Here is a 23,504-nt window from a genome sequence, read left to right on the forward strand (position 1 = left end):
GACGGGCATGTCCGGACCGATCACTTCAGCAGGTAGATGGTCGCGAACAGGGCGATCCAGACGACGTCGACGAAGTGCCAGTAGTAGGACACGACGATCGAGCCGGTGATCTGGTGGTGGGTGAACTTCTTGGCGGTGAAGGTGCGGCCGATGATCATCAGGAAGGCCAGCAGACCGCCGGTGACGTGCAGGGCGTGGAAGCCGGTGGTCAGGTAGAACATCGAGCCGTAGGCGTCGGAGTCGAGGGAGATGCCCTCGCCGAACATGTTGGAGTACTCGAAGACCTGGCCGGACACGAAGACCGCGCCGAAGAGGTAGGCGAGGACGTACCACTCGCGCATGCCCCAGCTGCCGACCTGCCACAGCTTCCCGTCACGGGCCGGCTTGCCCTGCTCGGCCTTGAAGACGCCGAACTGACACCAGATCGAGGAGATCACCAGGATCACGGTGTTGGCGAACGCGAAGCCGACCTCGAGGTGGCCGGTGCGCTCGGCCCACAGGTCGCCGGCGACCGAACGGATCGTGAAGTACATCGCGAACAATCCCGCGAAGAACATCAACTCGCTGGCCAGCCACACCATGGTGCCGACGGCGGTCAGGTTCGGTCGGGTCACGGGGCCGTGACCGGCCGGGATGCTGGGGTTGCTCGAGTGAGCTGTCGTTGCGGTCGCCACGGGCGCCATTATGGCCCCATCGGCGCTCGCGAGCACGCCGACCCCCCGATGCAATGGCGGTGGCGGCGTTCGTGTTACCCGCTGGTTCGCGGGATGGTGCGGAACCGGCGAGTTCCTTTTCGTCTGAATGGAACTGCGCGGCCGTGCTGGTTTAGGCGTTCCTTACCGGTCGTTCGTGGACGGCGACCGGCGTGCGGGCGGTCCGGGTCGTGCGTCGTTGTGCGTTCGTGGTGGTGTCTTCTGTGCTGTCGCGCCCAACGACCGACTGCCGCAAATGGTGCCCGCACCTGGTCCGGCTGGGGCTCGGGACGGCCAGTAGCATCGAGGCCATGAGCGCTTCCTCCGCAGTCGTGCCGGCCGGCGACAGCACCGACACCGGATACCAGTTGACCGTCCTGCTCTACAGCGACGACATCGCCACCCGCGACGCGGTGCGCCTCGGTGTCGGACGCCGCCCGGCCAAGGACGTCGAGATCGTCAGCTGGCGCGAGTGCGCGACCCCGGCCGCGGTCGTGGAAGCCGTCGAGAAGGAGAAGTACGACCTGCTCGTGCTCGACGGCGAGGCGGGCAAGCTCGGCGGGCTCGGCCTGTCCAAGCAGCTCAAGAACGAGATCTTCGACTGCCCGCCGATCCTGGTGCTCACCGGGCGCCCGGCCGACGGCTGGCTCGCGGCCTGGTCGCAGTGCGACGCCGCAGTGCCGCACCCCATCGACCCGCTGACGATCGGGGCGGCCATCGCCGACCTCGCGCGTCGCGGCCCCGCAGTCTGAGCAGCCGCCCGGTGGCCGCCGAGACGACCTGGCCGGGACTGCTGGGGGCGCTGCTGGACGGACGGGACCTGAGCGCCGCGGACGCCTCCTGGGCGATGGACCGGATCATGTCCGGGGAAGCCACCGTGTCCCAGATGGCCGGGCTGCTGGTGGCGCTGCGCGCCAAGGGTGAGACCGCCGACGAGCTTCGCGGTCTCGCCGACGAGATGATCCGGCACGCGGTGCCGATCGAGGTCGCCGGCCGCACCCTCGACATCGTCGGCACCGGAGGGGACGGCGCCCACACCGTCAACATCTCCACGATGTCGGCGATCGTCGCAGCCGGCGCCGGCGCGACCGTCGTCAAGCACGGCAACCGGGCCGCCTCCTCCAAGTCCGGTGCCGCCGACGTCCTCGAGGCGCTCGGGGTGCGGCTGGACCTGACCCCGCAGCAGGTCGCGCAGACCGCTCGGGCGGCCGGCATTACCTTCTGCTTCGCGCAGACCTTCCACCCGTCGTTCCGGCACACCGCACCCACCCGCAGCGAACTCGGGATCCGCACCGCGTTCAACGTGCTCGGGCCGCTCACCAACCCGGCGTCGCCGCGCTATGCGTCCGTCGGCGCCGCCGACCCGCGGATCGCACCGCTGATGGCGGACGTCTTCGCCGAGCGGGGCAAGAGTGCCGCGGTCTCACGCGGCGACGACGGCCTCGACGAGGTCACCGTGACCACCACCTCGACGGTCTACTGGGTGAGCGACGGCACGGTGAGCAAGCACACGGTCGATCCGGCCGCGCACGGCATCGCGCTGGTGCCGATCAGCGCGTTGCGGGGCGGGGACGCCGCGCACAACGCCGAGGTCGTGCACGCGCTGCTGTCGGGCCGCAGGGACGCCGTCCGCGACGCGGTGGTGCTCAACGCGGGCCTGGCGCTCGCGGTCGCCGACGCGGGGGAGCAGCCCGGACGATTCGGCCGGCATGACGGCCTCGACAGCGCGCTCGAGGTCGGTATGGCGCAGGCCCGCGAGTCGATCGACTCCGGCGCGGCTCAGGCAGCCCTCGACCGGTGGGTCGCCGCCACCGCCCAGAACGCCTGATCCGGAAGGGGATTCCCCGGTCGCGGCTGGTGTCGCGGGTTGTGCACGGTGTGGCTGCGTTGCGCGTGCGTAGGGCGCGAGCGTCGCGACTTGTGCACGGTCCGGCCGTGGTGAGCGTGCGTAGGGCGCGACCGTCGCGACTTGTGCACGGTGTGGACGCGCACCGGCGGCCTCGGCACGTTCGGTGGCCCGGCGCGTTCGGCAGCCGCGCTGCGGGGTCAGTCGTCGAGGCCGATCGCGAACGCGGCGCCGAGGTCCTGGGTGGAGTAGGTGCGGAAGGCGATGTGCGTCTGGGAGTCGCGCACGCCGTCGACCTTGTTGAGGCGGTCGGCGATCACGTCGGCGAAGTCCTCGTGTTTGGCGACCTTGGCGACCGCGATCAGGTCGACGTCACCGGTGACGCTGTAGACCTCGGCGATGCCGTCGATCTCGCTGATGGCCTGCGCGACCTCGGGGATGCGGTGGACGTCGGCCTTGATCATCACGATCGCGGAAATCATGCGCCGAGCCTAATGCGTCCGGACTGGCCGGCCGTGCTCAACCAGCGCGTCGCCGCAACGCGGTCGACTCCTCGAATCCGGTCACCTCACGCGCGGCGGCCAGCAGCGGCTCGAGCGCGTCGCGGGCCCCGACGGCTCCGCCGACCGGGCAGGTCCAGGTGCCGTCGATCTCCACGATGCGCACACCTGGCTGCTCCAGCCAGCGCAGGACCTTCTCGGTCTCCTCGGGATGTGCCGCCGGGACCGGCGCCGCGGGCCGCGCGACGTGCTCGGCGCTGTCACGCAGCGCCTCGATATAGCTGCGTGGATCGGCTCCCGGCGGGCACACCGTCGCGCCGGCGAATCGGCCGTACCGCACGCAGGTGAACTCCCAGCCGCCGGCCGGGGTCGGAGCCGCGGCCACGAGCTCCGGGCTGACCGCGAGCGGGTTGATGCGCTGCGCCCGCGCCGCCGCGCGGACCAGCGCGAGCATCCGGTCGCGCACCACCGCAGCGTCCTCGAAGCGCTCGCCGGCGGCGAGGCTCTGCAGCCGCCGGTCGAGGGCATCGAGCACGACGTGGCCGTCGCCGGCGAGCACGTCCGCCGCGGTGCGTGCCAGCCGGGCGTAGTCGTCCTCGGACTGCGAGCCGGTGCAGGGCGCCCCGCACCGGCCCAGCTCGGCGAGGGCGCACGCCGCGCCGGTGCCCTTGCGCGACAGCTTGGTGGTGCACTGCCGCAGCGGGAGCACCTCGTGCACGGCGGCGACCGCCTGCTCGGCGACGGCGCGCGAGCCGAACGGGCCGGCGTAGGTCGCGCCGTCGTCGCGCACCTCGCGCACGATCGACAGCCGCGGGAACGCCTCGACCGTCAGCTTGAGCCACATCGCCCGCTCCGGATGCCGGGAGCGCTTGTTGTAGCGCGGTTTGTGCTCGGCGATGAGACGCAGCTCGCGCACCTGCGCCTCGAGCGTCGTGTGACACACGATGGGCGTGACCGACGTTGCCAGCCGGACCATTTCGGCCATCCGGCTGCGCTGCTCGCTGGCCGTGAAGTAGCTGCGGACCCGCCGCTTGATGTCGATGGAAGTGCCGATGTAGAGCGGCCGGTCGTGCTCGTCCTTGAAGACGTAGACCCCGGGTGCCGACGGCAGGGAGTCGGCGAGGAAGCGCTTGCGGCGCTGATCGGGCGAGACCCGGCGGGTGTAGGAACGCAGCTCCTCGAGCGTGTGGACGCCGAGATTGCCGACCCGCTCGATGAGGCCGTGCAGCACGTCGACCGTGGCGCGTGCGTCGTGCAGGGCGCGGTGATCGGGGGTGGTCGTCGCACCGAACAGCCGCGCGAGCGAGGAGAGCTTGTGGTTGGGTGCCTCGTCGCGGGTGACCAGCTGCCGGGCCAGGTGCACCGTGTCGAGCACCTGATTGCCGGGCCAATCGAGTTGCAAACGCTCGCAATTGACCTTCAGAAAGGTGATGTCGAAGCCGGCGTTGTGCGCAACCAGCACGGAGTCGCCGATGAACTCCAGGAAGGCCGGCATCGCGCTGTCGATGCGTGGGGACCGGGCGACCATCTGGTCGGTGATGCCGGTGAGCACCGAGATGAACGCCGGGATCGGCTCGCCGGGATTGACCAAGGTCTGGAACTCGCCGACCACCGCTCCGGCACGCACCTTGACCGCACCGATCTCGGTGATGCGGCAGTCGGTCGCGCTGCCACCGGTGGTCTCCAGGTCGAGCACGACGAACGTGACATCGGCGAGGGAGGTGCCGAGATCGTCGAAGGTCGCCTGGATCGGCGCGGCCGGGTTCATGCCACAAGACGTTAGGTGTCGGGTCTGACAATGCCGGTGCGCCGCGCCGTCATCCGGCGACGAGGAGTGCGGCGATGACGAGCATCGTCATACCGATGAGGACGTCGATGAGCTGCCACGTGCGCGGTCGGCGTATGACGTCGGAAAGCAGTCGCGCGCCGTAGCCGAGGGCGGTGAACCAGAGCACGCTGCCGAGCGATGCGCCGGCCGCGAACCACCAACGGCCCTGTGCGCCATGCTGATTGGCCAGGTTGCCGAGCATGAGCACGGTGTCGAGGTAGACGTGCGGGTTGAGGAAGGTCAGCGTCAGCGTGGTGGTCACCACGGACGCACGGCGAACCGGAGTCGACGCTCGCAAGCCCTGCGGATGCCGGGCGGCGAGCAGCGACCGCACCCCGAACCACACCAGGTATGCCGCGCCGAGCCACTTGAAGACGGTGAGCGCGGTCGGGTGGTCGCGCACGACCGCACCGAATCCCGCCACCCCGGCGAGGATCAGCGCGAGGTCGGCGACGGCACAGATCGCCACGACCACGCCGACGTGCTCGCGGGCGAGGCCCTGGCGCAGCACGAACGCGTTCTGCGCGCCGATGGCGACGATGAGCGAGAGACCGGTCAGCAGGCCGGTGAGCAGTGTGAGGGGCATCGGCAGCGACGGTAGGTGTGTTCGGCCTCTGAATGCCAGCGAATGTTTCTACGCAATCATTAGAATTGTTTCATGAACGATGAACAGCTCGGCGCGTTGATCGCAGTGGTCGACGAGGGCACCTTCGAGGCCGCTGCCCGGCGACTTCAGATCACGCCGTCGGCGGTGAGCCAACGCATCAAGGCGCTGGAACGTCGCGTGGGTTCGGTTGTGGTGCAACGTAGTTCGCCATGCAGGCCGACCGCGGCAGGTGACGTGCTGGTGCGGCTGGGCCGGCAGCGTGCGGCGCTCGACGCCGATGCGATGGACGCGCTCGGGCACGCTCCCGGTGTCGAACGGCTGCCGGTGGCCGTCAACGCCGACTCGCTCGCGACCTGGTTTCCCGCGGTGTTCGGGACCGCGGCCGGCTGGCCGGACGTCGCGCTGTCACTCCGGGTCGAAGGGCAGGACCACACAGGAGGCTTGCTGCGATCCGGCGAGGTCGTGGCGGCCGTGACCGCCGATCCGGTTGCGGTGCAAGGGTGTTCGGTGACCCGGCTGGGCGCGATGCGATATCTGCCGGTGGCGACGCCGGCGCTGCGGGAGGCGCACCGCAAGGGCAACGGCGTGGACTGGGCGCGCCTCCCGACGGTGCAGTTCAACGACCACGACGACCTGCAGGCCGCCGTGCTGCGCCGGCACGGCGTCGAGGAGTCGGTCACCACCCATCAGGTCCCGTCCTCGGAGGCGTTCGTGCAGGCGATCGCCGCCGGACTCGGCTGGGGCATGCTGCCGATCGCCCAGGCACGTGACGGCCTGACCGCAGGCACCCTGGTGCGGCTGTCCAGCACCGACCACGTGGACGTGCAGTTGCACTGGCAGTCGTGGCGACTGCGCACAGCGCGCCTGGACCGGCTGACGGAGGCTGTTGCCGATGCCGCGCGGGTCCTGCGCGGGCGGTGACGGCCGGGGTTGTCATACCTCACACCTAGCGTCGTCGGTGAAGGGCTCATCAGTGGCCCGCTGACCAGGACGATGGAGGTGACAGACATGCAGATCGATTGCGAGACCTGTCCGGTGCGCGAGCGGCAGTGCGCCGAGTGCATGGTGACCGCGTTGCTCGAGCTCGCGCCATTGGAGCAACGACTCGACGACGACGAGCGCCACGCCGTCGACACCCTCGCCGCGGCCGGGCTGATCACCGCACAGGAGGCGACGTCCGCCACGGCCCGCATCGAGCCGTGGGACCCGCTGCGGTCGACCGGGTGAGCTACGGTCCACCGGGTGACGGGTCGGATGGTGCGCTGCCTCGGCGGCGTGCTGCTGACGGCCCTGACGGTCGCGGGGTGCTCGTCCGGCACGGGCCCAGCGCCGGGCGACGGCGGCTCGACGCCGACCGCCTCCTCCCGCAGCGTGCGCGCCGCGGGACTGGTGGTCACCGGCACCGCCACCGACGGCCGCCTGCAGACGGTCGCGCGTGACGCCGAACAGGCGATCCGGCAGGTGCGCGCGATGTGGGGGTCTCAGGTGCTGCGCGACACCGTGCGCATCGAGGTGCCTGCGGACGAGGCCGGTTTCCGGTCCCGCGGCGGAGGAGGCGGCACCGGCCGCGAGAGCGGGCAGATCGCGGCGACCACGACCACCGACGGGCGGGTGGTGCTCAGCCCGCGGCTGTTCGACGCGGTGACCGCGCAAGGCATCGAGGTCGTCCTCACCCACGAGCTCACCCACGTCGCGCTCGGCCAGGCGACGTTGACCGGAGTGCCGCGCTGGGTGCTCGAGGGATCCGCGGAGGTGACGGCATTCGGGCCGACCGGGCTCGGGCTGACCGAAGCGGCACCCACCCTCGCTGCCCAGGTGCGCGCGGGCAATGTGCCGGCCGGGCCGCCCGCGGACGCAGCCTTCGAGGCCGGCCCCGAGGCGGCATACCAGGGCGCCTATGCCTGGTGCCGCTTCCTGTTCGACCGCTACGGCGGCGCGACGTTCACCCGATTCGTGCGCGCGGCCGACGCGGGTCAGCGCGACGCCTTCCAGCAGGCGTTCGGGGTGCAGGCCGCGTCGCTCGGTGCCGCCTACCGACAGTTTCTGCGCGACGCCATCGACGGGGCCGGACCGACCGGCTCGACGTCCTCGGGCCGGTAGGGTCACGGGCATGGCTGACAGCACCCAATCCTCGGTGGTGATCAAGGCGAGCCCGGCGCAGGTGCTCGACGTGATCGCCGACTTCGACGCCTACCCGGAATGGACCGGTCAGATCAAGAGCGCCGAGGTGCTCAGCGAGGACGCCGACGGCTGGCCCGAGCAGGTGCAGCTCACCCTCGACGCCGGCGTCATCAAGGACACCTACACCCTCGACTACACCTGGGACGTCGTCGAGGACGGCACCGGCGTCGTCTCCTGGACGCTGGTGAAGTCGACCATCCTGAAATCGCTCGACGGGGTCTACCGGCTGGTGCAGGACGGTGCCGGCACCCGGGTCACCTACGAACTCACTGTCGACGTCAGCATCCCGGTCATCGGCATGCTGCGCCGCAAGGCGGAGAAGACCATCATCGACACCGCGCTCAAGGGGCTGAAGAAGCGCGTCGAGGGCTGATGAGCCCCAGCCTCCAGCTGGTCTGCGGACCCGGAGCCGGCGATGCGTCGGCGTGCGCCGCCGAACTCGCGCTCGCGGCGGCCGACGCCGGGCGTCCGGTCACCCTTCTCGCCCTCGACCCGTATGACGGGGCGACCGCGCGCGTCACCGACCCGAGGGTGACCACCCTCGCCGGCGACGACGCCGCGACCCCGCCCGTCGCGAGCGAGCTGCTCGCCGCCGTCGGGGTGCCGTCGGATCTGCTTGACGACCTGCACGCCACGACCACCGCCGCCCACCTGCGGCTGCTGTGGTCGGTGCCTGTGGAGGCCGGCCCGGAGCACGTGGTCGTCATCGACGCAGGGGCGGCCGGCCCCGAGCTGGCCCGGCTCGGCGTCACGCTGCCGCGCACCGTGCGCAGGGCGATGCCGCTCGGCGGCGGGATGCTGCGCAGCAAGCGGCCACTCCTCGCAGCGGCGCTCGGTGACCGGTGGCCCGCGGCAGCGGTGACCGACGGCATCGCCCGGGCGGCCGAGCGAGCGACTCGGCTGCGTCAGGCCTTCAGCGCACCGACGAGCGGCGCGGTCGTCGTCGGCGATCCCGGCGACCGGGCGACCGAACGGCAGGCAGTCGGCGTGGCGCTGAGCGCCGTGCGGGTGCGCCTCATGCCAACCGTGCCGCCCGGGTCGACCGTGCCGACCGGGTCGACCGTGCCGCCCGGGTCGACACCGGACCTGCCGGCGTTACTCGCCGCCGGGCCGCGGGTTATCGACATACAAGCTCGGGGCGATGGTTATCTGTGGCGAATGCCGTTGCCGTTGAACGACTTTCGCGAGCTTCGACTCCGGCTCCTGGACGACGCCCTGGCGCTGTCGGCGCAGGGCCACGGCTCGGTGCTCGACCTGCCGACGGCGTTGCGGCGATGCCACCCGTCCCGCGCCCGGTTGCGAGACGGCATGCTTGAGGTCGCATTCGACCCTTCGACGCAGCAAGGAGCCACCTCGTGACATCCGGGGAACCGCCACGGCCGGACAACGGCGCGTCGTCGGTGGCCGACGAGGCCGCCCGGCTGGCCGAGACGTTCGCGGCGTGGGCGCGCACCACCGGCGAGCACGCCGCCGAGTCCACGCCCGAGTCCGCGCCCGACCCCGCCCCCGAAGCCGCCGAGCAGCCCGCCCGGCAGCCCGCGGCCACTGAATGCGATTGCGCGACCGGTGGCGGGGTGCAGACCGTGTGCCGGATCTGCCCGGTGTGCCGGCTCGCCGGTCTGGTCGAGGCGGTCCAGCCGGAGCTGATCGACAAGGTCGCCGACCTGCTCGGCATGGTCGCGACCAGCCTGCACGAGGTCGCGGCCGACCGCCGCGGCACGACCCGGCAGCCCGGCACGACCCGGCAGCCCGGCGCGGGCGAGGGCGATGGCCGAACCGCCGACCGCGCGCGACGCGACGACGGCATCGACATACCGGTCACGGACGGGGAGGACGAGTAGATGGGCAAGTGGGGCATCGGGGTCGACATCGGCGGCACCAAGATCGCCGGCGGTGTCGTCGACGCGGCCGGCCGCATCGTGCGGCGGGCACGGCGGGACACCCCCGCGCACAGTCCGGACGAGATCGCCGCGGTCACCGCCGAGGTGATCCTCGAGCTGGCCCGCGCCGAGGACACCGACCCTGCGGGCGTCGGCGTGGCGTGTGCCGGATACATCGACAAGGTCGGTTCGACGGTGCTCTTCGCCCCGAACCTCGCGTGGCGTGACGAGCCGCTCAAGGCCCGGCTGTCCGCCGTCGTGGAGTTGCCCGTGCTCATCGAGAACGACGCGAACGCCGCGGCATACGGCGAGTTCGTGCAAGGCGGCGGCCGTGATGTCGACGACATGATCATGCTGACCATCGGCACTGGGGTCGGTGGCGGAATCATCAACGACGGCAACCTGATTCGGGGCGCCTACGGCATCGGCGGAGAGGTCGGTCACCTGCGCGTCGTGCCCAACGGCATCCGATGCGGGTGCGGCAACCGCGGGTGCTTCGAGGCTTATGCCAGCGGCACCGCGCTGGTGCGCGAGGCGCGCGAACTCGTGCGGTCCGGCAGTCCGCACGCCGGGCGGCTGTCCGAGCTGTGCGGTGGCGACGCCGAGCAGCTCAAGGGCAAGCACGTCACCGAGGCGGCCGTCGCGGGCGACCCGGCGGCGGTCGAGCTGCTCGCCGACCTCGGCCGGTGGATCGGTGAGGCGGCGGCGTCGCTGGCCGCGCTGATGGACCCGCAGCTGTTCGTGATCGGCGGCGGCGTCGCCGACGCCGACGATCTGCTGCTCGACCCCATCCGGGTCGGCTACGAGCGGCAGCTGACCGGCCGCGGGCACCGGCCGGAGGCGACGTTCGTGCGTGCCGAGCTCGGCAATGACGCCGGCGTGATCGGTGCGGCCATGCTCGCCATGGAACTCGAGGAGTGAACACCCGGGCAATGAACTCCGAGGCAACGAACTCCGAGGCAATGAACTCCGAGCACAACCAACCCACCAACGTCACCCCCGCCGCACCGCTGGCCATCGGCATCGACATCGGCGGCACCAAGGTCGCCGGCGCGCTCGTCGACGCCGAGGGCAACGTCACCACCCGGGTCCGCCGGGACACCCCGCACCGCTCGACCGAGCCACGCGTGGTCGAGGACCTGATCGTCGAGGTCGTCGAGGAGGTGGCCGCCACCGCGGACCGCGAGATCGCGGCGGTCGGCATCGGCGCCGCCGGTTTCGTCGCGGCCGACCGTGCGACGGTCGTCTTCGCGCCGCACCTGTCCTGGCGGCACGAGCCGCTGCGCGACGCGCTGAGCCGCCGCATCGACGTGCCGGTGTTCGTCGACAACGACGCCAATGCGGCGTGCTGGGCCGAATGGCGCTTCGGCAGCGTGCAGGGCGAATCCCACGTGGTGATGGTCAATCTCGGCACCGGCATCGGCGGCGCAATCCTGATCGACGGCCGCATCGAGCGCGGCCGCTTCGGCATTGCCGGCGAGTTCGGGCACATGCAAGTGATGCCCGGTGGCCATCGCTGCGAGTGCGGCAACCGGGGCTGCTGGGAGCAGTACGCCAGCGGCAACGCCCTTGTGCGCGAGGCGCGTTCGCTGCTGGCGGCTGGCTCACCGCTCGCCCACGACCTGGCGGCGACGGTCGGGGGAGACCCGCACAAACTCACCGGGCCGATGATCACCGAGGCCGCCCGGGCGGGCGACCCGACCGCCGAAGAGTTGCTGGCCGAGATCGGCACCTGGCTGGGCACGGGCCTGGCCAATCTCGCCGACGCCTTCGACCCGGGCGCCTTCGTCATCGGCGGCGGCGTGAGTGCCGCCGGCAGCATGCTGCTCGACCCGGCACGCGACTCCTTCCGGCGGCACCTGGCCGGTCGCGGTTACCGCCCCGAGGCGACGATCGTGCAGGCGAGTCTCGGCAACGAGGCCGGCTTCATCGGTGCCGCCGACCTGGCCCGCACCGCGGCACGCACCCAAGGAGAGGTATGACGCAGCAACCCGCCCCGACCCGGTCGCCGCACGAGGTGCGAGTGGCGTCATACAACGTGCGGGCGTGGAAGGACGACCGCGCCGCGCTGCGCGAGGTGATCCGCACGATCGACGCGGACATCCTTCTGCTGCAAGAGGTTCCGCGGCATCCGGTGTCGGGCCACCGCATCGCCGGGTTCGCCGACGAGCTCGGTCTCACCTGGTTCGGCGGCCGCCGCTACCGGATGAGCACCACCTTGATGACCACGCTGCGGTTGGACGTGCTCGACGCGCACCACGGCAAGCTGACGGTCCGCCGGGGTGAGGAACCGCGCGGCTACGGCATGGCGATGGTCCGGCTGCCGGGGCACCGGCCGCTCTGCGCGGTGAGCGTGCACCTGTCGCTCAAGAGCCCGGAGCGCCTGCCGCAGGTCAAGGAGATCTTCGCCACCGTGGGCGAGCCGGTGCCGCCGATGGTGCTGGGCGGTGACCTCAACGAGGAGCCCACCGGCGCGGTGTGGAAGTACCTCGGCGACACCCTGCGCCTCGTCAGTCCGGACCGGCCGACGTTCTCCGCGCAGAAGCCGGTCAAACGCATCGACGGCATCTTCGCCTCACCCGAATTGCCGGCGACCGCACCGGCACTCGGGCTCGACCCGGCGCTGCTCGCGCGGGCGACCGACCACCTGCCGGTGGTGGTGGACCTCGACCTCAGCGCGCTCGCGGAGCCGGAGCCGGCCGGTGAGCAGGCCGCGGGCTAGAGGACAGCGCCGTCGTCGTCCTCGTCGAGGTCGTCGCGGTTCTTCGGCTCGCGCATGATCAACTGCACGACGCCGGCGACGAACAACGTGCACGCCAGCACCCACCACAGGGACTGCGCGTAACGGTCGAAGACGAAAAGGTAGAGCAGCCAGAGCGGTCCGCCGACCAGGCAGCCGACCATGGTCCAGAAGCCGAGGTCGTCACCGGTCGGAAGCGGCCGGGGCGGCGGCGGCTCGTAGTCGCCGTCGTCCTCGATGAACGACACCGACTCCCCGGCCGGGATGCGCCACTGACTCGGCAGGTCGGCGAGCGGTGACGACGCGGGCTCGGGCTGGGACGTCGGCTCGGGTGCGGCGGACCCGTCGGCCGGCTTCGCCGGCTCCTCCCAGACCGACTCGTCGGGTTCGAACTGCGCGATGATCTCGGCAAACCGGCGGTCGTAGTCGGTCTGCTCGTCGGGTTCGTCACGCCGCTCGAAGGTCATGACGCCTGCGTGACCCGTCTGATGAACTTCACCGTCTCATCCTCGATGAGTGGTGCATCGTTGTCGAGAGTCGCGACGTGATAGCTCTCGGTGAGCAGGATCTCGGTCTTGTCGGCGCTCGAGGCCCGCGCCATGAACAGCTCCGAGCACTCCGGCGGCACGATGTGGTCCTCCGGCGAGTGCAGGAGCAGCACCGGCTGCGTCACCTGCGGCAGGTCGCGGGTGACCTGCGCCCACATCTGCCGTTGCGACTGCAGCGCCTTCAGCGGCGTGCGCTCGTAGGCGAGCTCCTGCACGCCCGGCTTCTTGATGTCGCCGCCGAGCGCCGCGATCGACGGCACGACGTGCTGCAGCAGCGGGAGCGCCTTGAGCCGGAGGTCCTTCATCTCGAAGGCCGGGTTGATCAGGACCAGGCCGTCGACGCCGCGCCCATGGGTCTCGGCGACGAGCGTCGCGAGCGTGCCGCCCATCGACATACCGACCGCGACGACGTGCTCGGTGCGTGCCGCGAGTTCGCGGTATGCCGCGTCGACCGCCTGCCACCAGTCCTGCCACCCGGTGCGGCCCAGCTCCTGCCATGTGGTGCCGTGACCCGGCAGCCGCGGCAGCCGCACGGTGAAACCCTCGTCGGCGCACCGCTGCGCGAGCGGACGCATGCTCTGCGGTGAGCCGGTGAACCCGTGGCAGACCAGCACACCGATGTCCGAGCCGTCGTGTTCGAAAGGCTCCGCGCCGGGCAGGACCTGCATCGTCATACATCCTCTGGGGCGGGATGGGAGAGGGGACGGCAGCATCCTCGCACGTCGCCCGCGACCGGGTGCCGGCTGTCGTATGGTTCACCCGGCAGGTGAATCGGCGAGGAGGCACGGTGTTCTACTGGTTGCTCAAATGGGTGCTGCTGGGCCCGCTGCTCCGGGGCATCTTCCGGCCCACCGTCGAGGGCGCCCAGAACGTGCCCGAGGAGGGCCCGGCCATCCTCGCCAGCAACCACCTGTCGATCGCCGACTGGCTGTTCATGCCGCTGGTGATCCCGCGGCGGGTGACGTTCGTGGCCAAGGCCGAGTACTTCACCACCCCCGGCATCAAGGGCCGGCTGCAGCGGTGGTTCTTCTCCGGCGCCGGGCAGGTGCCGATCGACCGGTCGAGCGGCAGCGCCGCGGCCGGTGCGCTCGCGACCGGCATGCGCATCCTCGGCGACGGTGAGGTGTTCGGCATCTACCCCGAGGGCACCCGGTCGCCGGACGGGCGGCTCTACAAGGGCAAGACCGGCATCGCCCGCGTCGCGCTCGAGGCGGGCGTGCCCGTCATACCCGTCGGCGTCATCGGGACCGACGTCATCGCTCCGCAGGGCAAGCTCTTCGGCCGGGTCGTGCGCCCGCACGTGCGGTTCGGCGAACCGATGGACTTCTCCCGCTACGAGGGCATGGAGGACGACCGCTTCGTGCTCCGCTCGATCACCGACGAGGTGATGTACGAGATCATGCTGCTCACCGGCCAGGAGTATGTCGACGTCTACGCCGCCACCGTGAAAAACCGGATCACCCAGAAGGCCAAGGAGATCGGCGGCGGTGCGGCAGCCCTCGCCACCCAGGCCAAGGACCGGCTGCAGCACCACGGCGAGGAGAAGGACAACAGGTCCGACGACAAGTCCGACGGCAAGCCTGCGGAGGAGCCGGAGAAGTCGGACGAGAACGGCGGGGCGACGGACCAGGAGATCGACGCGGGCAGCGCCCCGGCCGACCGGTGAGACCGAGAGCGGGGCACCCATAAGCGGGCCTTACCCTTGATGGGTGAGCACCACCACCCCCGCCTTCCCCACCGACCTGCCCAGCACGCTGACCGAGCAGGTCGAGTGGCCGCAGCTGCCCGCTCTGCAGCAGCCGCAGTGGCCGGACACCGAGGCCGTTCGGGCCGTACGCCGGGAACTGGCCGCGGCCCCGCCGCTGGTCTTCGCCGGTGAGTGCGACGTGCTGCGCACCCGGCTCGCCGACGCGGCCGAGGGCAAGGCGTTCGTGCTGCAGGGCGGCGACTGCGCCGAGCGGTTCTCCGAGGCGACCGCCGACAACATCCGGGACCGGGTGAAGACCATCCTGCAGATGGCCGCCGTGCTGACCTACGGCGCGAGCACTCCCGTGGTCAAGATCGGCCGGCTGGCCGGGCAGTACGCCAAGCCGCGCAGCAAGGACACCGAGACCCGCGGCGACGTCACGCTGCCGGCCTTCCGCGGCGACATCATCAACGACTTCGACTTCGACCCGGCGGCCCGCACGCCCGACCCGCAGCGGCTGCTGCGCGCCTACCACACCGCCTCCTCGACGCTGAACCTCGTGCGTGCCTTCACCACCGGCGGGTTCGCCGACCTGCGGCACGTGCACGAGTGGAACCGCGGCTTCATCGCCAACTCGGCATACGCCCGCTACGAGTCGATCGCCCTGGAGATCGACCGGGCGATGAAGTTCATGCTCGCCTGCGGTGTCGACTTCGACTCGACCCCGATGAGTGCGGTCGAGTTCTTCGCCAGCCACGAGGCGCTGCTGTTGGACTACGAGCAGCCGCTGACCCGCATCGACTCGCGCACCGGCAACCCCTACGCGGTGTCCGGTCACTTCGTGTGGGTCGGCGAGCGCACCCGTCAGCTGGACGGCGCGCATGTCGACTTCGCCGCCCGGATCCGCAACCCGATCGGCGTCAAGCTCGGTCCGACCGCCGATCCGGACGAGGTGCTGGCGATGATCGACAAGCTCGACCCGCACCGCGAGCCGGGCCGGCTGACCTTCATCACCCGCATGGGCGCCGGCAACGTGCGCGAGAAGCTGCCGCCGATCGTGCGCAAGGTCACCGAGTCGGGCGCGAAGGTCGTCTGGATCACCGACCCGATGCACGGCAACACCTTCGAGTCCTCGACCGGTTACAAGACCCGCGAGTTCGACGACATCATCAACGAGGTGCAGGGCTTCTTCGAGGTGCACCGCGACCTCGGCAGCGTCCCCGGCGGCATCCACGTGGAGCTGACCGGCAACGACGTGACCGAGTGCCTCGGCGGGAGCGAGAAGATCCTCGACGCCGACCTCGAGAAGCGCTACGAGACCGCCTGCGACCCGCGGCTCAACCACCAGCAGAGCCTGGAGCTGGCCTTCCTCGTCGCGGAGATGCTCAGCAAGCGCTGAGTTGCCGCGGGCCGGCCCGCGCAGCCGGGACCCGGGCGCGTGCAGAAGTCGCGACGGTTGCGGGGTGTGCACGGTTTTGCCCCGGTGGGGCTGCGGCGCCCTCGGCGCACGCGCAGCCCCGCTCAGACGACGTCGATCGTGATCGTGCTGCCCTTGGGCGCCTGGGAGCCGGCGTCGACCGACTGGCCCTGCACCTGGAAGAGCACCGGCACCAGCAGCGGGTAGGTGGTCTTGACCTGGAAGCCGAGCTGCTCCAGCTCGGCCTTCGCGTCGCCGGGGGACTTGCCGACCACCTTCGGGACGGTGACCATCACCGGGCCCTTGGAGACCACCAGCTGCACGGAGTCGCCCTTGAAAAGGTTGCCGTCAGAGGGGGATTGGCTGATCACGTCGCCCTTGGCGACGCTGTCGCTGTTCTGCTCGGGGCCGTAGGTGACCTTCAGCCCGGCCGCGGTGAGCTGTTGCTCGGCGTCACTCTTGGGGCTGCCCGTCACGTCGGGGACGGTGACCGGCTGCTTGCCCTTGCTGACCACGACGTCGACGGCGGTGCCGGGCTTCTGCGACGAGCCGCCACTCGGGATCGTCGAGGCGACCTGGCCGGACGGGGTGCTCTCGTCATACGCCTGGGTGACGGAGCCGACCTTGAGGTGGGCGTCGGTGATCGCCCGGCGCGCGTCGGCCTCGGACTTGCCGACCAGTGACGGCACGTCGTAGCGCTCCGGGCCCTTGGAGACCCGCAGCACGACCGCGTCGGTCTTGCGCTGCCCGTCACCGGCCCCAGGCGTGGTCGAGACGACCGTGCCGGCGGCCGCCGTCTCGCTGAAGACCTGCTGCACCTTGGTGTGCAGTCCGGCGCGCTGCACCGTGTCGACCGCGACCCCCTGCTGCTTGCCGACCACGGCCGGCACGTCCACCGAGCCGAGCGGGCCCGAGGTGAAGGCCCAGCCGCCGACACCGCCCACGACGAGCAGCAGCGCGGCCAGCAGGCCCCCGAAGAGCGGCCAGCGGCGACGGCCGGTGCGGGCGACCGGCGGCGGTCCCGACCGGGAGATCTGCTGGGTCGAGCCGGGACGGAGCGGGTCGGTGCGTTCGTGGTCGTCCGGCGCGGGGACCGAGGCGCGCGGTGCGGCATCGAGCGCCTCGGGGGTCAAACCCGCTCGCACCGCACGCAATTCACGCAGGAAGTCGCCGGCATTCGCGGGCCGGTCGTCGGGGTTGCGAGCGGTCGCACGAGCGACGAGTGCGTCGACGGACGGCGGCACACTCGGCACGGCGTCGGACGGCGCGGGCATCGTGCCGTGCACGTGCTGGTAGGCCACGTGGATCGGGGAGTCGCCGGGGAACGCCTTCTCGCCGGTCAGCATCTCGAAGAGCAGCAGTCCGGCGGAGTAGACGTCGCTGCGCTCGTCGGCCCGGCCGCGTTCGACCTGCTCGGGGGAGAGGTATGCCGCGGTGCCGAGCAGCACGTCACTGTCACCGGTGAGGGTGTCGGTCGTCACGGCCCGGGCCAGCCCGAAGTCGGTCACCTTGACCCCGGAGTCGCCGATCAGCACGTTCTCCGGTTTCACGTCGCGGTGCACCAGGCCGGCACGATGGGCCGCCTGGAGCGCTTGCAGGATGCCGTCGGCGATGTCGAGTGCCTCCCGCGCGGGCAGCGGGGCGTCCTGCCGGATCACCTCGCGCAGTGTCCGCCCGCGCACCAGCTCCATCGCGAGGAAGACATACTGCTCGTCCTCGCCCTGGTCGGTGACCGCGACGACGTTGGGATGGGTCAGACGCGCGGCCGAGCGGGCCTCCCTGCGGAAGCGCGCGACGAACTCGGTGTCGCGGGCCAGGTCCGATCGCATGATCTTGAGGGCGACCTCGCGATCGAGGCGCTGGTCGAGTGCGACATACACCGAGCCCATGCCGCCGTCGGCGAGGTGCCCACGGACGACATACCGCCGATCGACCGTGCGACCGATCAGCGACGGCGCGGTTGTTGACACACTCACAGCTTACGAACCTCGTGCTCTGCCGCCCGTCAGGTCCGGCGGGTGGCGCCCCGGTCAATTTGTCCCTGGTGGAGACGCGCGGCGCGGGTGGGACGTTCCGCTCCGCGACAGCTACATGCGCTCCATGTGTGCGCGGACACTGCGGATGTAGGCCTTGGTGTCCTCGTACGGTCCGTGCTTCCGCATCGCCCCGAGGCCCTGGTAGTAGCTACCGATCGCCTGGTCGAGGTCCTTGGCGTTCGCGGTCAGGTAGCGCAGGATCGCGACGCCGGCGGTGACGTTGTCGCGCGCCTCGAGCAGGTCCAGGTTGTGCCCGACCATGCCCGACGCCCACTCACCGGACTGTGGCATGACCTGCATGACGCCGACCGCGTTGACCGAGGAGACCGCGCGCTGGTTCCAGCCCGACTCCTGCCAGCCGATGCCGAGCGCCAGCTGGCGGTTGACCCCGTAGCGCCGGGCAGTCTGCTCGATGAGCGCCTTGGTCTGGCTGCGACTGGGCACGTCGGTCGCGGCGAGCGCGGCCTTGGTCGCCGAACGCCCTTTCTTCAGCACCTGTTTCGGGCTGAGACCGCCATAGGTGTGCGGCTTGGCCGGCGTCTTCCTGGCGACCGGCTTCGCGGTCTGCTTGCCGCCCGCCGGGACGGGCACGACGATCCGGTCACCGACCAGCACCCGGTTGGGGTCGCTGAACTTGTTCGCCTTGAGCAGCGCCGCGAGCGACACCTTGTGCGCCTTGGCGATCGTGGTCAGGTTGTCGCCCGCGCGGATCGTGTAGGACGCCTTGCTGCGCGCCGGGGTCTTGGCGGCCTTGCTGGCGTGCCGCTTCCCGGCGGCCGGCGCCTTGGACTTCTTCGGCGGTGCAGCAGCCGGCTTCGTGGTGCGCGCCTCGGCATGTATGGCGTGGGCGGTCGCCGGTGGTGCACCTGCGGTGATCGGTGCCATGGGTCTCCTTCAGCGCGCCGGCGGCCCTCGATCGGAGCTGACCGAGCAGGCGGGGTCCGGCTGTTACGGCTGGGACAGGTGTGACTCATCCGAAAGCTAGCCGGTTTGGTCGCCCGAGCGGGTGACCTCGGGGGCCGGGGCGTGTCGTGGGCCGCTCATTAGACTGGCCGACCGTGACGGACGATGCGGCAGACCCGCAAGAGTTGGAGACCCTCGTCGGCGAGTGGCTGTCGATCCCGGAGTTCGGCGACGCACTCGGGATCCCGCAGCGCCAGGCGCGCCGGTTGGTCGACGACAAGGTGGTGCTCGCCCACCGGGTGGGTCCCAACAACGCGCTCAGCGTGCCGGCGGCGTTCGTCGAGGAGGACCACCTGCTGACCGGGCTGGAGGGCACGATCACCGTGCTGCGCGACGCCCGGCTGAGCGACGCCGAGGCGCTGGAGTGGTTGTTCACGACCGACCCGACGCTGCCGATCGAGGGCTCGCCGATCACCATGCTCCAGGCACACCGCAAGGCCGAGGTGCGCAAGCGGGCGTCCGAGCTCGCGTTCTGAGCACCGCGTGCGGCACCTGGCCTACGCGGCGGCGCTCGTCTGCTGCCTCGCGGCGACGCTGCCCCTGGTGCCTGCCTTCGGCCTGCGCCGGATGCGACGCGTCGGCCTGCTCCTGCTCGCAATCGGCTGCGGCGCAACGCCGTTCGTCGTCTGGGACCTGTTCGCCTCGCGAGCCGGGCAATGGCATTTCGACCCTGCGCAGACGCTCCCGCCGCGGTTGCTGGGCCTGCCGCTCGAGGAGTGGGCGTTCTTCCTGGTGATCCCGTTCGCGGCGATCGCCTCCTACGAGGCGATCGGCGAAGTGCTGAGGCGACGCCGGTGAGCTACACGCTGCTCGCGATGATCGCGGTGCCCGTCGCGCTCGCCGTCGACCTGCTGGTGCTGCGCACCCGGCTCGTGCTCACCGCCCGGTGGTGGATCACCTACGCCGTCGTCCTGATCGGGCAGTTCGCCACCAACGGCTGGCTCACCGGACGCCGCATCGTGACCTATGACCCGTCCGCGATCATCGGCTCCAACCGGTCGCCGTTCGTCGGTGACGGTCGGCTCTTCTGGGCGCCGGTCGAGGATCTCGGCTTCAGCTTCGCGCTGGTGCTGCTCACCCTGGTGTCGTGGACCTGGTGGAACGCCAAGGCCGCCCGCCAGTCAGTGCCCGACTGAGCACGAGCGCGCGACGTGCCGGCGGCACCACCGCCCGTCCGCGGCAGACCTCGAACCCGCCGCGCTCGATCTGGTTGAGGATCTCCCCGTAGAGCGCGAAAGCCGCTCGCAGGCAGGGCTGCACGCTCCGATCGACGCGGTGGAGGCCGGGCGCGGCTGCGTCATACAGCTCCCGGGCGCGGGTGACCTCGAGCGCGACGAGTCGTCGCAGCCCGGGTCCGGACCGACCGGTCGCCACCGCAGCGCCGAACTCGTCCTCGTCGACACCGCACGCTCGAAAGTCGGCCATTGGCAGGTAGACTCGGCCGAGCTGCCAGTCCTCGGCGAGGTCCCGCACGAAGTTGGTCAGCTGGAACGCCTCGCCCAGCCGCGCCGCGTAGGGCCGGCTTCCGGCATCGCCGCCGAGGATCGGCACGGTCATCTCGCCGATCACCGCGGCGCTGCCGCGCATGTAGCCGCGCAGGTGCGCCCACGTGGCGTAGCGGCGCGTCGTCAGGTCGGCGCCCATCGCGTCGAAGAACTCCTCGAACAGCCCCGCCTCGATGCCGTATGACGACACCGTCCGCTGCAGCGCGCGCAGCACGGGGTGCCGCGGCCGCGCGTCCGGAGCGAGCGCCGCCATCACCTCCGCGCGCCAGGCGGCCAGCGATGCGGCGGCCGACCGGCCCGGCTCCGGCCGGTCGACGAGATCGTCGCTGCGGCGGGTCACGGCATACAGCGCCCAGATGTGCGGGCGGCGGGCCGGTGGCAGCAGGCTCGTGGCCCGGTAGAACGACTTGCCGTGGCGCGCGTTGATCGCCCGGCAGACCGCGTAGTCGGCGGCGAGGCCGGTCATGGCCGCGCCTGCAGCAGCCGCTCGGCGGCGAGCCGGCCGCTGATCAACACCATCGGCACGCCGACCCCGGGCGTGGTGCCCGAGCCGGCGAGTACGACGCCCGGTCGCACGACGTTCGGCTGGCGGAACGGCCCGCTCTGGGTGAAGGTGTGGGCGGCCGAGAACGGCGTGCCCCACGGCAGGCCGCGCGCCGCCCAGTCGGCGGGGGTGATCAGGTGCTCGCCGACCAGATCGTCGACGGGATATCCCGCACCGGACAGCCGCCGCAGCAGATGGTCACGGTAGGCCGATCGCAAGCGTCGCCAGTCGATCTCGGCGCCACGGCCATGCTGGGCGGGAGTGGGGAAGAGGGCGTAGAGCACGTCGCCGCCTGCCGGCGCCATGCCCGGGTCGGTGCGCGTCGGCACCGACACGAGGAAGGACGGGTCGCGCATCGGCCGGCCCGCGGTGATGTCGTCCAGGGCGCCGCGGAAGCTGCGACCGAAGTGGATGTGGTGATGCCCGGTGCCCGCGATGCCGCCCGGCACCCCCGCGGCGAGCAGCACGCAGCTCGGTGCCGGCAGGTCGTTGTGTGGCGGCCTCCTGCCGCCGAGCAGCCTTGCCGCAGAAGGCGGTTCGCAGGTCAGCACCACGGAGTCGGCGTCGAGCACTTCGGTCGTGGTGGTGATGCGCTGCCGGTCGCCGTCCGGCTCGACGCCGGTGACGCGTTCGCCCCGCCGGAGCCGCACGCCGTGCTCCTCCGCGACGCGTGCCATGGCCCGCGCGATTTCGTGCATCCCACCCACCGGATAGCTCACGCCATGGACCAGATCCATCGCGCTCACCACCGCGAACATGCCGCGGGCACGGTGCGGGGGCACCCCGACATACAACGCCTGGAAGCTGAACGCCTGCTGCAGCCGCGGGTCGGTGAAGAACGACGCGACCAGCCGGTCCAGACGGCCGAAACCGCGCAGAGCGGTGAGGCGGAGCAGGGCCGGACTGATCAGCGACGGGACACCGTCGAGGTTGCGGTCGATGAAGCGCGGGAACTCCAGGTCGTAGAGCCGCTCCGCGTGCCGCACGAACCGCTCGTAACCCCGAGCCTCCCGGGCGCCGGCGAAGTCACGGATCACCGCGCGCATGCGCACCGGGTCGGCGTGCATCGGCAGCGACGTGCCGTCCGCGAAGTGCGCGATGTATGCCGGGTCGACCGGACGGAGCTCGAGGTGGTCGGCGAGATCCTCGCCCACGGCCGCGAAAGCCGCTGCCAACTGGGCGGTTTCGGTCAGCACGGTGGGGCCGGTGTCGAGGGTGAACCCATCGGACACGACCTCTGGGCTGCGGCCACCCGGCTGGTCGGCCGCCTCGATCAGCGTCACCTCGACGCCGGCGCCGCGCAGGTGCAACGCCGCGGAGAGTCCGGCGAGACCCGCACCGACGACGACCGTATGACGGGGCATCCGGCGGGCGGGAGCGCGCCTCACGAGGAACGCGCGGTCGAGATCTCGATTAGGTCCAGCAGGGCCGCTCGGCCTGCCTCGGTGAGGTCGGCGGCGTCCAGCGCCTGCCGCGCCGCGTCGGCCTGGCTGGTGATGAGCTTCTCGGTCTGGTCGACCGCGCCGGTCCGGACGCACAGGTCGCGCATCCACTCCACGTCCTCGGCGGAAACATCCGGACGGCCGAAAACCGCTGCGAACCGCTGCAATTGGTCGTCGGTCGCCGCTTCGAGCGCGTAGGCGACGAGCACGGTGCGTTTGCCTTCGCGCAGGTCGTCCCCAGCGGGCTTGCCGGTCTGCTCCGGGTCGCCGAAGACGCCGAGCAGGTCGTCGCGCAACTGGAAGGCCTCGCCGAGCGCCAGCCCGTAGGCGGACAGCGCCTCGAACGTGCGCTCGTCGGCACCGGCGCAGGAGGCACCGATGAGCAGCGGCTGCTCCACCGTGTATTTCGCACTCTTGAAGCGGATCACCTTGCGGGCCCGGGCGATTCGCTCCTCGGTCGGCACACCCTGCCAGGTCTGCGCGGCCTCGACCACGTCGAGATACTGGCCGCCCATCAGCTGGGTGCGCATCGTGTCGAAGACGGTGCGGCCGCGCAGCAGCTCCTCCTGCGGCAGGCCGCTGGTCGTGTAGATCTCGTCGGTCCAGTTGAGGCACAGGTCGCCGGCCAGGATGGCACCGGCCTCCCCGAAACGGCCGGCGTCGCCGGCGAGCCCGCGCTCCCGGTGCGCGGCCGCGAGCCGGCGGTGGGCTGCAGGCATACCGCGGCGCACGTCGGAGTCGTCCATCACGTCGTCGTGCAGGAGCGCGGCGGCCTGGAAGACTTCCAGCGACATCGCCGCACGCACGAGCGCATCGCTGTCGGCGCCGCCCGCGGCGCGGTAGCCCCAGTAGAGGAAGCCCGCGCGCAGCCGCTTGCCGCCGCTCAGCAGGTCGAAGACCGCGTCGAGCAGATCGGTCATGTCCGGGCCGAGGGGAGTCAGCACCTGCTGCTGGTGCTGGCGCTCGCGGTCGAGTGCGCGCTGCACCCGCGCGCGCAGGTCGGCGAGGTCGGCGGAGGGCAAGGGTCGGTCCTTTTCGAAGCGTGGTCGGGATGAGCCTAATTGGCCGCGCTGTCCTTACAATCACCG

General features: G+C 71.2%; 27 protein-coding genes. 16 read left to right on the plus strand and 11 right to left on the minus strand.

The annotated features are described in order from the left end of the window. Positions 1–20: 20 nt before the first annotated feature. The gene (ctaE, locus tag HJ588_RS11115; RefSeq protein ID WP_171154925.1) at positions 21–683 is read right to left on the minus strand and encodes an aa3-type cytochrome oxidase subunit III; all 663 of its coding nucleotides are present in this window, start codon (positions 681–683) and stop codon (positions 21–23) included. Positions 684–1,003: 320 nt separating this feature from the next. On the opposite strand from ctaE, the gene HJ588_RS11120 reads away from it, so the two are divergent. Both HJ588_RS11120 and trpD read left to right on the plus strand, forming a co-directional pair. Further along, complete coding sequence (locus HJ588_RS11120; RefSeq protein WP_171154927.1) at positions 1,004–1,444, plus strand: response regulator; 441 nt, start codon at positions 1,004–1,006, stop codon at positions 1,442–1,444. A gap of 11 nt (positions 1,445–1,455) precedes the next feature. After that, positions 1,456–2,520 carry an anthranilate phosphoribosyltransferase gene (gene trpD, locus HJ588_RS11125; RefSeq protein WP_171154930.1) on the plus strand — a complete coding sequence of 355 codons (1,065 nt, stop codon included), beginning with the start codon at positions 1,456–1,458 and terminating at the stop codon, positions 2,518–2,520. Positions 2,521–2,738: 218 nt separating this feature from the next. On the opposite strand, the gene HJ588_RS11130 is transcribed toward trpD, so the two are convergent. From HJ588_RS11130 to HJ588_RS11140, 3 genes are read right to left on the minus strand one after another with little or no spacing between them, the layout of a single operon-like run. Continuing rightward, positions 2,739–3,020 carry an Lrp/AsnC family transcriptional regulator gene (locus tag HJ588_RS11130; RefSeq protein ID WP_171154932.1) on the minus strand — a complete coding sequence of 94 codons (282 nt, stop codon included), beginning with the start codon at positions 3,018–3,020 and terminating at the stop codon, positions 2,739–2,741. A gap of 37 nt (positions 3,021–3,057) precedes the next feature. Then, the gene (locus HJ588_RS11135) at positions 3,058–4,806 is read right to left on the minus strand and encodes a DEDD exonuclease domain-containing protein (protein WP_171154933.1); all 1,749 of its coding nucleotides are present in this window, start codon (positions 4,804–4,806) and stop codon (positions 3,058–3,060) included. A gap of 49 nt (positions 4,807–4,855) precedes the next feature. Then, entirely contained in the window at positions 4,856–5,452 is a 597-nt protein-coding gene (locus HJ588_RS11140) for a LysE/ArgO family amino acid transporter (protein WP_171154935.1), read from the minus strand. A 72-nt stretch (positions 5,453–5,524) separates the two neighbouring features. On the opposite strand from HJ588_RS11140, the gene HJ588_RS11145 reads away from it, so the two are divergent. The 9 genes from HJ588_RS11145 to HJ588_RS11185 all read left to right on the plus strand — a co-directional run bounded on the left by HJ588_RS11145 (position 5,525) and on the right by HJ588_RS11185 (position 12,256). Then, entirely contained in the window at positions 5,525–6,394 is an 870-nt protein-coding gene (locus tag HJ588_RS11145; RefSeq protein WP_171154937.1) for a LysR family transcriptional regulator ArgP, read from the plus strand. An 87-nt stretch (positions 6,395–6,481) separates the two neighbouring features. Next, a complete protein-coding gene (locus tag HJ588_RS11150; protein ID WP_171154939.1) occupies positions 6,482–6,700 on the plus strand; it encodes a hypothetical protein in 219 nt (72 codons plus the stop codon). 15 nt (positions 6,701–6,715) lie between these two features. Further along, positions 6,716–7,573, plus strand: coding sequence for a hypothetical protein (locus HJ588_RS11155; protein WP_171154941.1), 858 nt, complete (start codon positions 6,716–6,718; stop codon positions 7,571–7,573). A gap of 10 nt (positions 7,574–7,583) precedes the next feature. After that, positions 7,584–8,027 carry an SRPBCC family protein gene (locus tag HJ588_RS11160; RefSeq protein WP_171154943.1) on the plus strand — a complete coding sequence of 148 codons (444 nt, stop codon included), beginning with the start codon at positions 7,584–7,586 and terminating at the stop codon, positions 8,025–8,027. Next, positions 8,027–9,013 (plus strand): hypothetical protein, encoded by a 987-nt coding sequence (locus HJ588_RS11165; protein WP_171154945.1) that lies wholly within the window; start codon positions 8,027–8,029, stop codon positions 9,011–9,013. The genes HJ588_RS11160 and HJ588_RS11165 overlap by 1 nt, the downstream gene beginning before the upstream one ends. Beyond that, positions 9,010–9,495 (plus strand): hypothetical protein, encoded by a 486-nt coding sequence (locus HJ588_RS11170; protein ID WP_171154947.1) that lies wholly within the window; start codon positions 9,010–9,012, stop codon positions 9,493–9,495. Before HJ588_RS11165 ends, HJ588_RS11170 begins: the two co-directional genes overlap by 4 nt. Beyond that, positions 9,496–10,455, plus strand: a complete 960-nt coding sequence (locus HJ588_RS11175; protein ID WP_171154950.1) for an ROK family glucokinase — start codon at positions 9,496–9,498, stop codon at positions 10,453–10,455. It begins immediately after the preceding gene. 41 nt (positions 10,456–10,496) lie between these two features. Further along, positions 10,497–11,516: an ROK family glucokinase gene (locus HJ588_RS11180; protein ID WP_171155681.1), complete on the plus strand. Its 1,020-nt coding sequence runs from the start codon at positions 10,497–10,499 to the stop codon at positions 11,514–11,516. Beyond that, complete coding sequence (locus HJ588_RS11185; protein WP_171154952.1) at positions 11,513–12,256, plus strand: endonuclease/exonuclease/phosphatase family protein; 744 nt, start codon at positions 11,513–11,515, stop codon at positions 12,254–12,256. The genes HJ588_RS11180 and HJ588_RS11185 overlap by 4 nt, the downstream gene beginning before the upstream one ends. On the opposite strand, the gene HJ588_RS11190 is transcribed toward HJ588_RS11185, so the two are convergent. Then, entirely contained in the window at positions 12,253–12,741 is a 489-nt protein-coding gene (locus HJ588_RS11190) for a hypothetical protein (protein WP_171154954.1), read from the minus strand. The genes HJ588_RS11185 and HJ588_RS11190 overlap by 4 nt on opposite strands. Further along, positions 12,738–13,496, minus strand: a complete 759-nt coding sequence (locus HJ588_RS11195) for an alpha/beta hydrolase (protein ID WP_246241804.1) — start codon at positions 13,494–13,496, stop codon at positions 12,738–12,740. The genes HJ588_RS11190 and HJ588_RS11195 overlap by 4 nt, the downstream gene beginning before the upstream one ends. A 17-nt stretch (positions 13,497–13,513) precedes the next feature. Between HJ588_RS11195 and HJ588_RS11200 the strand changes: the two genes are divergently transcribed. Together HJ588_RS11200 and HJ588_RS11205 are read left to right on the plus strand one after the other, a co-directional pair. Further along, the gene (locus HJ588_RS11200) at positions 13,514–14,488 is read left to right on the plus strand and encodes a lysophospholipid acyltransferase family protein (protein WP_212755422.1); all 975 of its coding nucleotides are present in this window, start codon (positions 13,514–13,516) and stop codon (positions 14,486–14,488) included. A gap of 76 nt (positions 14,489–14,564) precedes the next feature. Next, on the plus strand, positions 14,565–15,908 hold the full coding sequence (locus HJ588_RS11205) for a class II 3-deoxy-7-phosphoheptulonate synthase (protein ID WP_171155688.1): 1,344 nt from the start codon (positions 14,565–14,567) through the stop codon (positions 15,906–15,908). 122 nt (positions 15,909–16,030) lie between these two features. Here HJ588_RS11205 and pknB read toward each other — a convergent pair whose 3' ends face one another. Beyond that, the gene (pknB, locus tag HJ588_RS11210) at positions 16,031–17,896 is read right to left on the minus strand and encodes a Stk1 family PASTA domain-containing Ser/Thr kinase (protein WP_171154956.1); all 1,866 of its coding nucleotides are present in this window, start codon (positions 17,894–17,896) and stop codon (positions 16,031–16,033) included. A 117-nt stretch (positions 17,897–18,013) separates the two neighbouring features. Beyond that, the gene (locus HJ588_RS11215) at positions 18,014–18,847 is read right to left on the minus strand and encodes a lytic transglycosylase (protein ID WP_171154958.1); all 834 of its coding nucleotides are present in this window, start codon (positions 18,845–18,847) and stop codon (positions 18,014–18,016) included. Between the two features lie 173 nt (positions 18,848–19,020). On the opposite strand from HJ588_RS11215, the gene HJ588_RS11220 reads away from it, so the two are divergent. The 3 genes from HJ588_RS11220 to HJ588_RS11230 are packed head-to-tail and all read left to right on the plus strand — an operon-like array spanning position 19,021 to position 20,061. Further along, the gene (locus HJ588_RS11220) at positions 19,021–19,401 is read left to right on the plus strand and encodes an Rv2175c family DNA-binding protein (protein ID WP_171154960.1); all 381 of its coding nucleotides are present in this window, start codon (positions 19,021–19,023) and stop codon (positions 19,399–19,401) included. A gap of 7 nt (positions 19,402–19,408) precedes the next feature. Beyond that, positions 19,409–19,723, plus strand: coding sequence for a lycopene cyclase domain-containing protein (locus HJ588_RS11225; RefSeq protein ID WP_171154978.1), 315 nt, complete (start codon positions 19,409–19,411; stop codon positions 19,721–19,723). Next, the gene (locus HJ588_RS11230) at positions 19,720–20,061 is read left to right on the plus strand and encodes a lycopene cyclase domain-containing protein (RefSeq protein WP_171154980.1); all 342 of its coding nucleotides are present in this window, start codon (positions 19,720–19,722) and stop codon (positions 20,059–20,061) included. Before HJ588_RS11225 ends, HJ588_RS11230 begins: the two co-directional genes overlap by 4 nt. On the opposite strand, the gene HJ588_RS11235 is transcribed toward HJ588_RS11230, so the two are convergent. The 3 genes from HJ588_RS11235 to HJ588_RS11245 are packed head-to-tail and all read right to left on the minus strand — an operon-like array spanning position 20,000 to position 23,438. Then, entirely contained in the window at positions 20,000–20,896 is an 897-nt protein-coding gene (locus HJ588_RS11235) for a phytoene/squalene synthase family protein (RefSeq protein ID WP_171154982.1), read from the minus strand. The two genes, HJ588_RS11230 and HJ588_RS11235, sit on opposite strands and share 62 nt — an antisense overlap. Next, positions 20,893–22,362 (minus strand): phytoene desaturase family protein, encoded by a 1,470-nt coding sequence (locus HJ588_RS11240; RefSeq protein WP_212755424.1) that lies wholly within the window; start codon positions 22,360–22,362, stop codon positions 20,893–20,895. The genes HJ588_RS11235 and HJ588_RS11240 overlap by 4 nt, the downstream gene beginning before the upstream one ends. After that, complete coding sequence (locus HJ588_RS11245) at positions 22,359–23,438, minus strand: polyprenyl synthetase family protein (protein ID WP_246241805.1); 1,080 nt, start codon at positions 23,436–23,438, stop codon at positions 22,359–22,361. Before HJ588_RS11245 ends, HJ588_RS11240 begins: the two co-directional genes overlap by 4 nt. Between the last annotated feature and the right edge of the window lie 66 nt (positions 23,439–23,504).

This window comes from Flexivirga aerilata, assembly GCF_013002715.1.
Lineage (GTDB): Bacteria > Actinomycetota > Actinomycetes > Actinomycetales > Dermatophilaceae > Flexivirga > Flexivirga aerilata.

Excerpts from the sequence above, each read along its gene's own strand:
- HJ588_RS11200 (WP_212755422.1), top strand. The coding sequence starts at position 13,514 with ATGGGAGAGGGGACGGCAGCATCCTCGCACGTCGCCCGCGACCGGGTG.
- HJ588_RS11130 (WP_171154932.1), bottom strand. The coding sequence starts at position 3,020 with ATGATTTCCGCGATCGTGATGATCAAGGCCGACGTCCACCGCATCCCC.
- HJ588_RS11195 (WP_246241804.1), bottom strand. The coding sequence starts at position 13,496 with ATGACGATGCAGGTCCTGCCCGGCGCGGAGCCTTTCGAACACGACGGC.
- HJ588_RS11150 (WP_171154939.1), top strand. The coding sequence starts at position 6,482 with ATGCAGATCGATTGCGAGACCTGTCCGGTGCGCGAGCGGCAGTGCGCC.
- HJ588_RS11215 (WP_171154958.1), bottom strand. The coding sequence starts at position 18,847 with ATGGCACCGATCACCGCAGGTGCACCACCGGCGACCGCCCACGCCATA.
- HJ588_RS11145 (WP_171154937.1), top strand. The coding sequence starts at position 5,525 with ATGAACGATGAACAGCTCGGCGCGTTGATCGCAGTGGTCGACGAGGGC.
- HJ588_RS11180 (WP_171155681.1), top strand. The coding sequence starts at position 10,497 with ATGAACTCCGAGCACAACCAACCCACCAACGTCACCCCCGCCGCACCG.
- HJ588_RS11160 (WP_171154943.1), top strand. The coding sequence starts at position 7,584 with ATGGCTGACAGCACCCAATCCTCGGTGGTGATCAAGGCGAGCCCGGCG.
- HJ588_RS11120 (WP_171154927.1), top strand. The coding sequence starts at position 1,004 with ATGAGCGCTTCCTCCGCAGTCGTGCCGGCCGGCGACAGCACCGACACC.
- HJ588_RS11140 (WP_171154935.1), bottom strand. The coding sequence starts at position 5,452 with ATGCCCCTCACACTGCTCACCGGCCTGCTGACCGGTCTCTCGCTCATC.
- HJ588_RS11185 (WP_171154952.1), top strand. The coding sequence starts at position 11,513 with ATGACGCAGCAACCCGCCCCGACCCGGTCGCCGCACGAGGTGCGAGTG.
- HJ588_RS11235 (WP_171154982.1), bottom strand. The coding sequence starts at position 20,896 with ATGACCGGCCTCGCCGCCGACTACGCGGTCTGCCGGGCGATCAACGCG.
- HJ588_RS11135 (WP_171154933.1), bottom strand. The coding sequence starts at position 4,806 with ATGAACCCGGCCGCGCCGATCCAGGCGACCTTCGACGATCTCGGCACC.
- ctaE (WP_171154925.1), bottom strand. The coding sequence starts at position 683 with ATGGCGCCCGTGGCGACCGCAACGACAGCTCACTCGAGCAACCCCAGC.
- HJ588_RS11190 (WP_171154954.1), bottom strand. The coding sequence starts at position 12,741 with ATGACCTTCGAGCGGCGTGACGAACCCGACGAGCAGACCGACTACGAC.
- HJ588_RS11165 (WP_171154945.1), top strand. The coding sequence starts at position 8,027 with ATGAGCCCCAGCCTCCAGCTGGTCTGCGGACCCGGAGCCGGCGATGCG.
- HJ588_RS11175 (WP_171154950.1), top strand. The coding sequence starts at position 9,496 with ATGGGCAAGTGGGGCATCGGGGTCGACATCGGCGGCACCAAGATCGCC.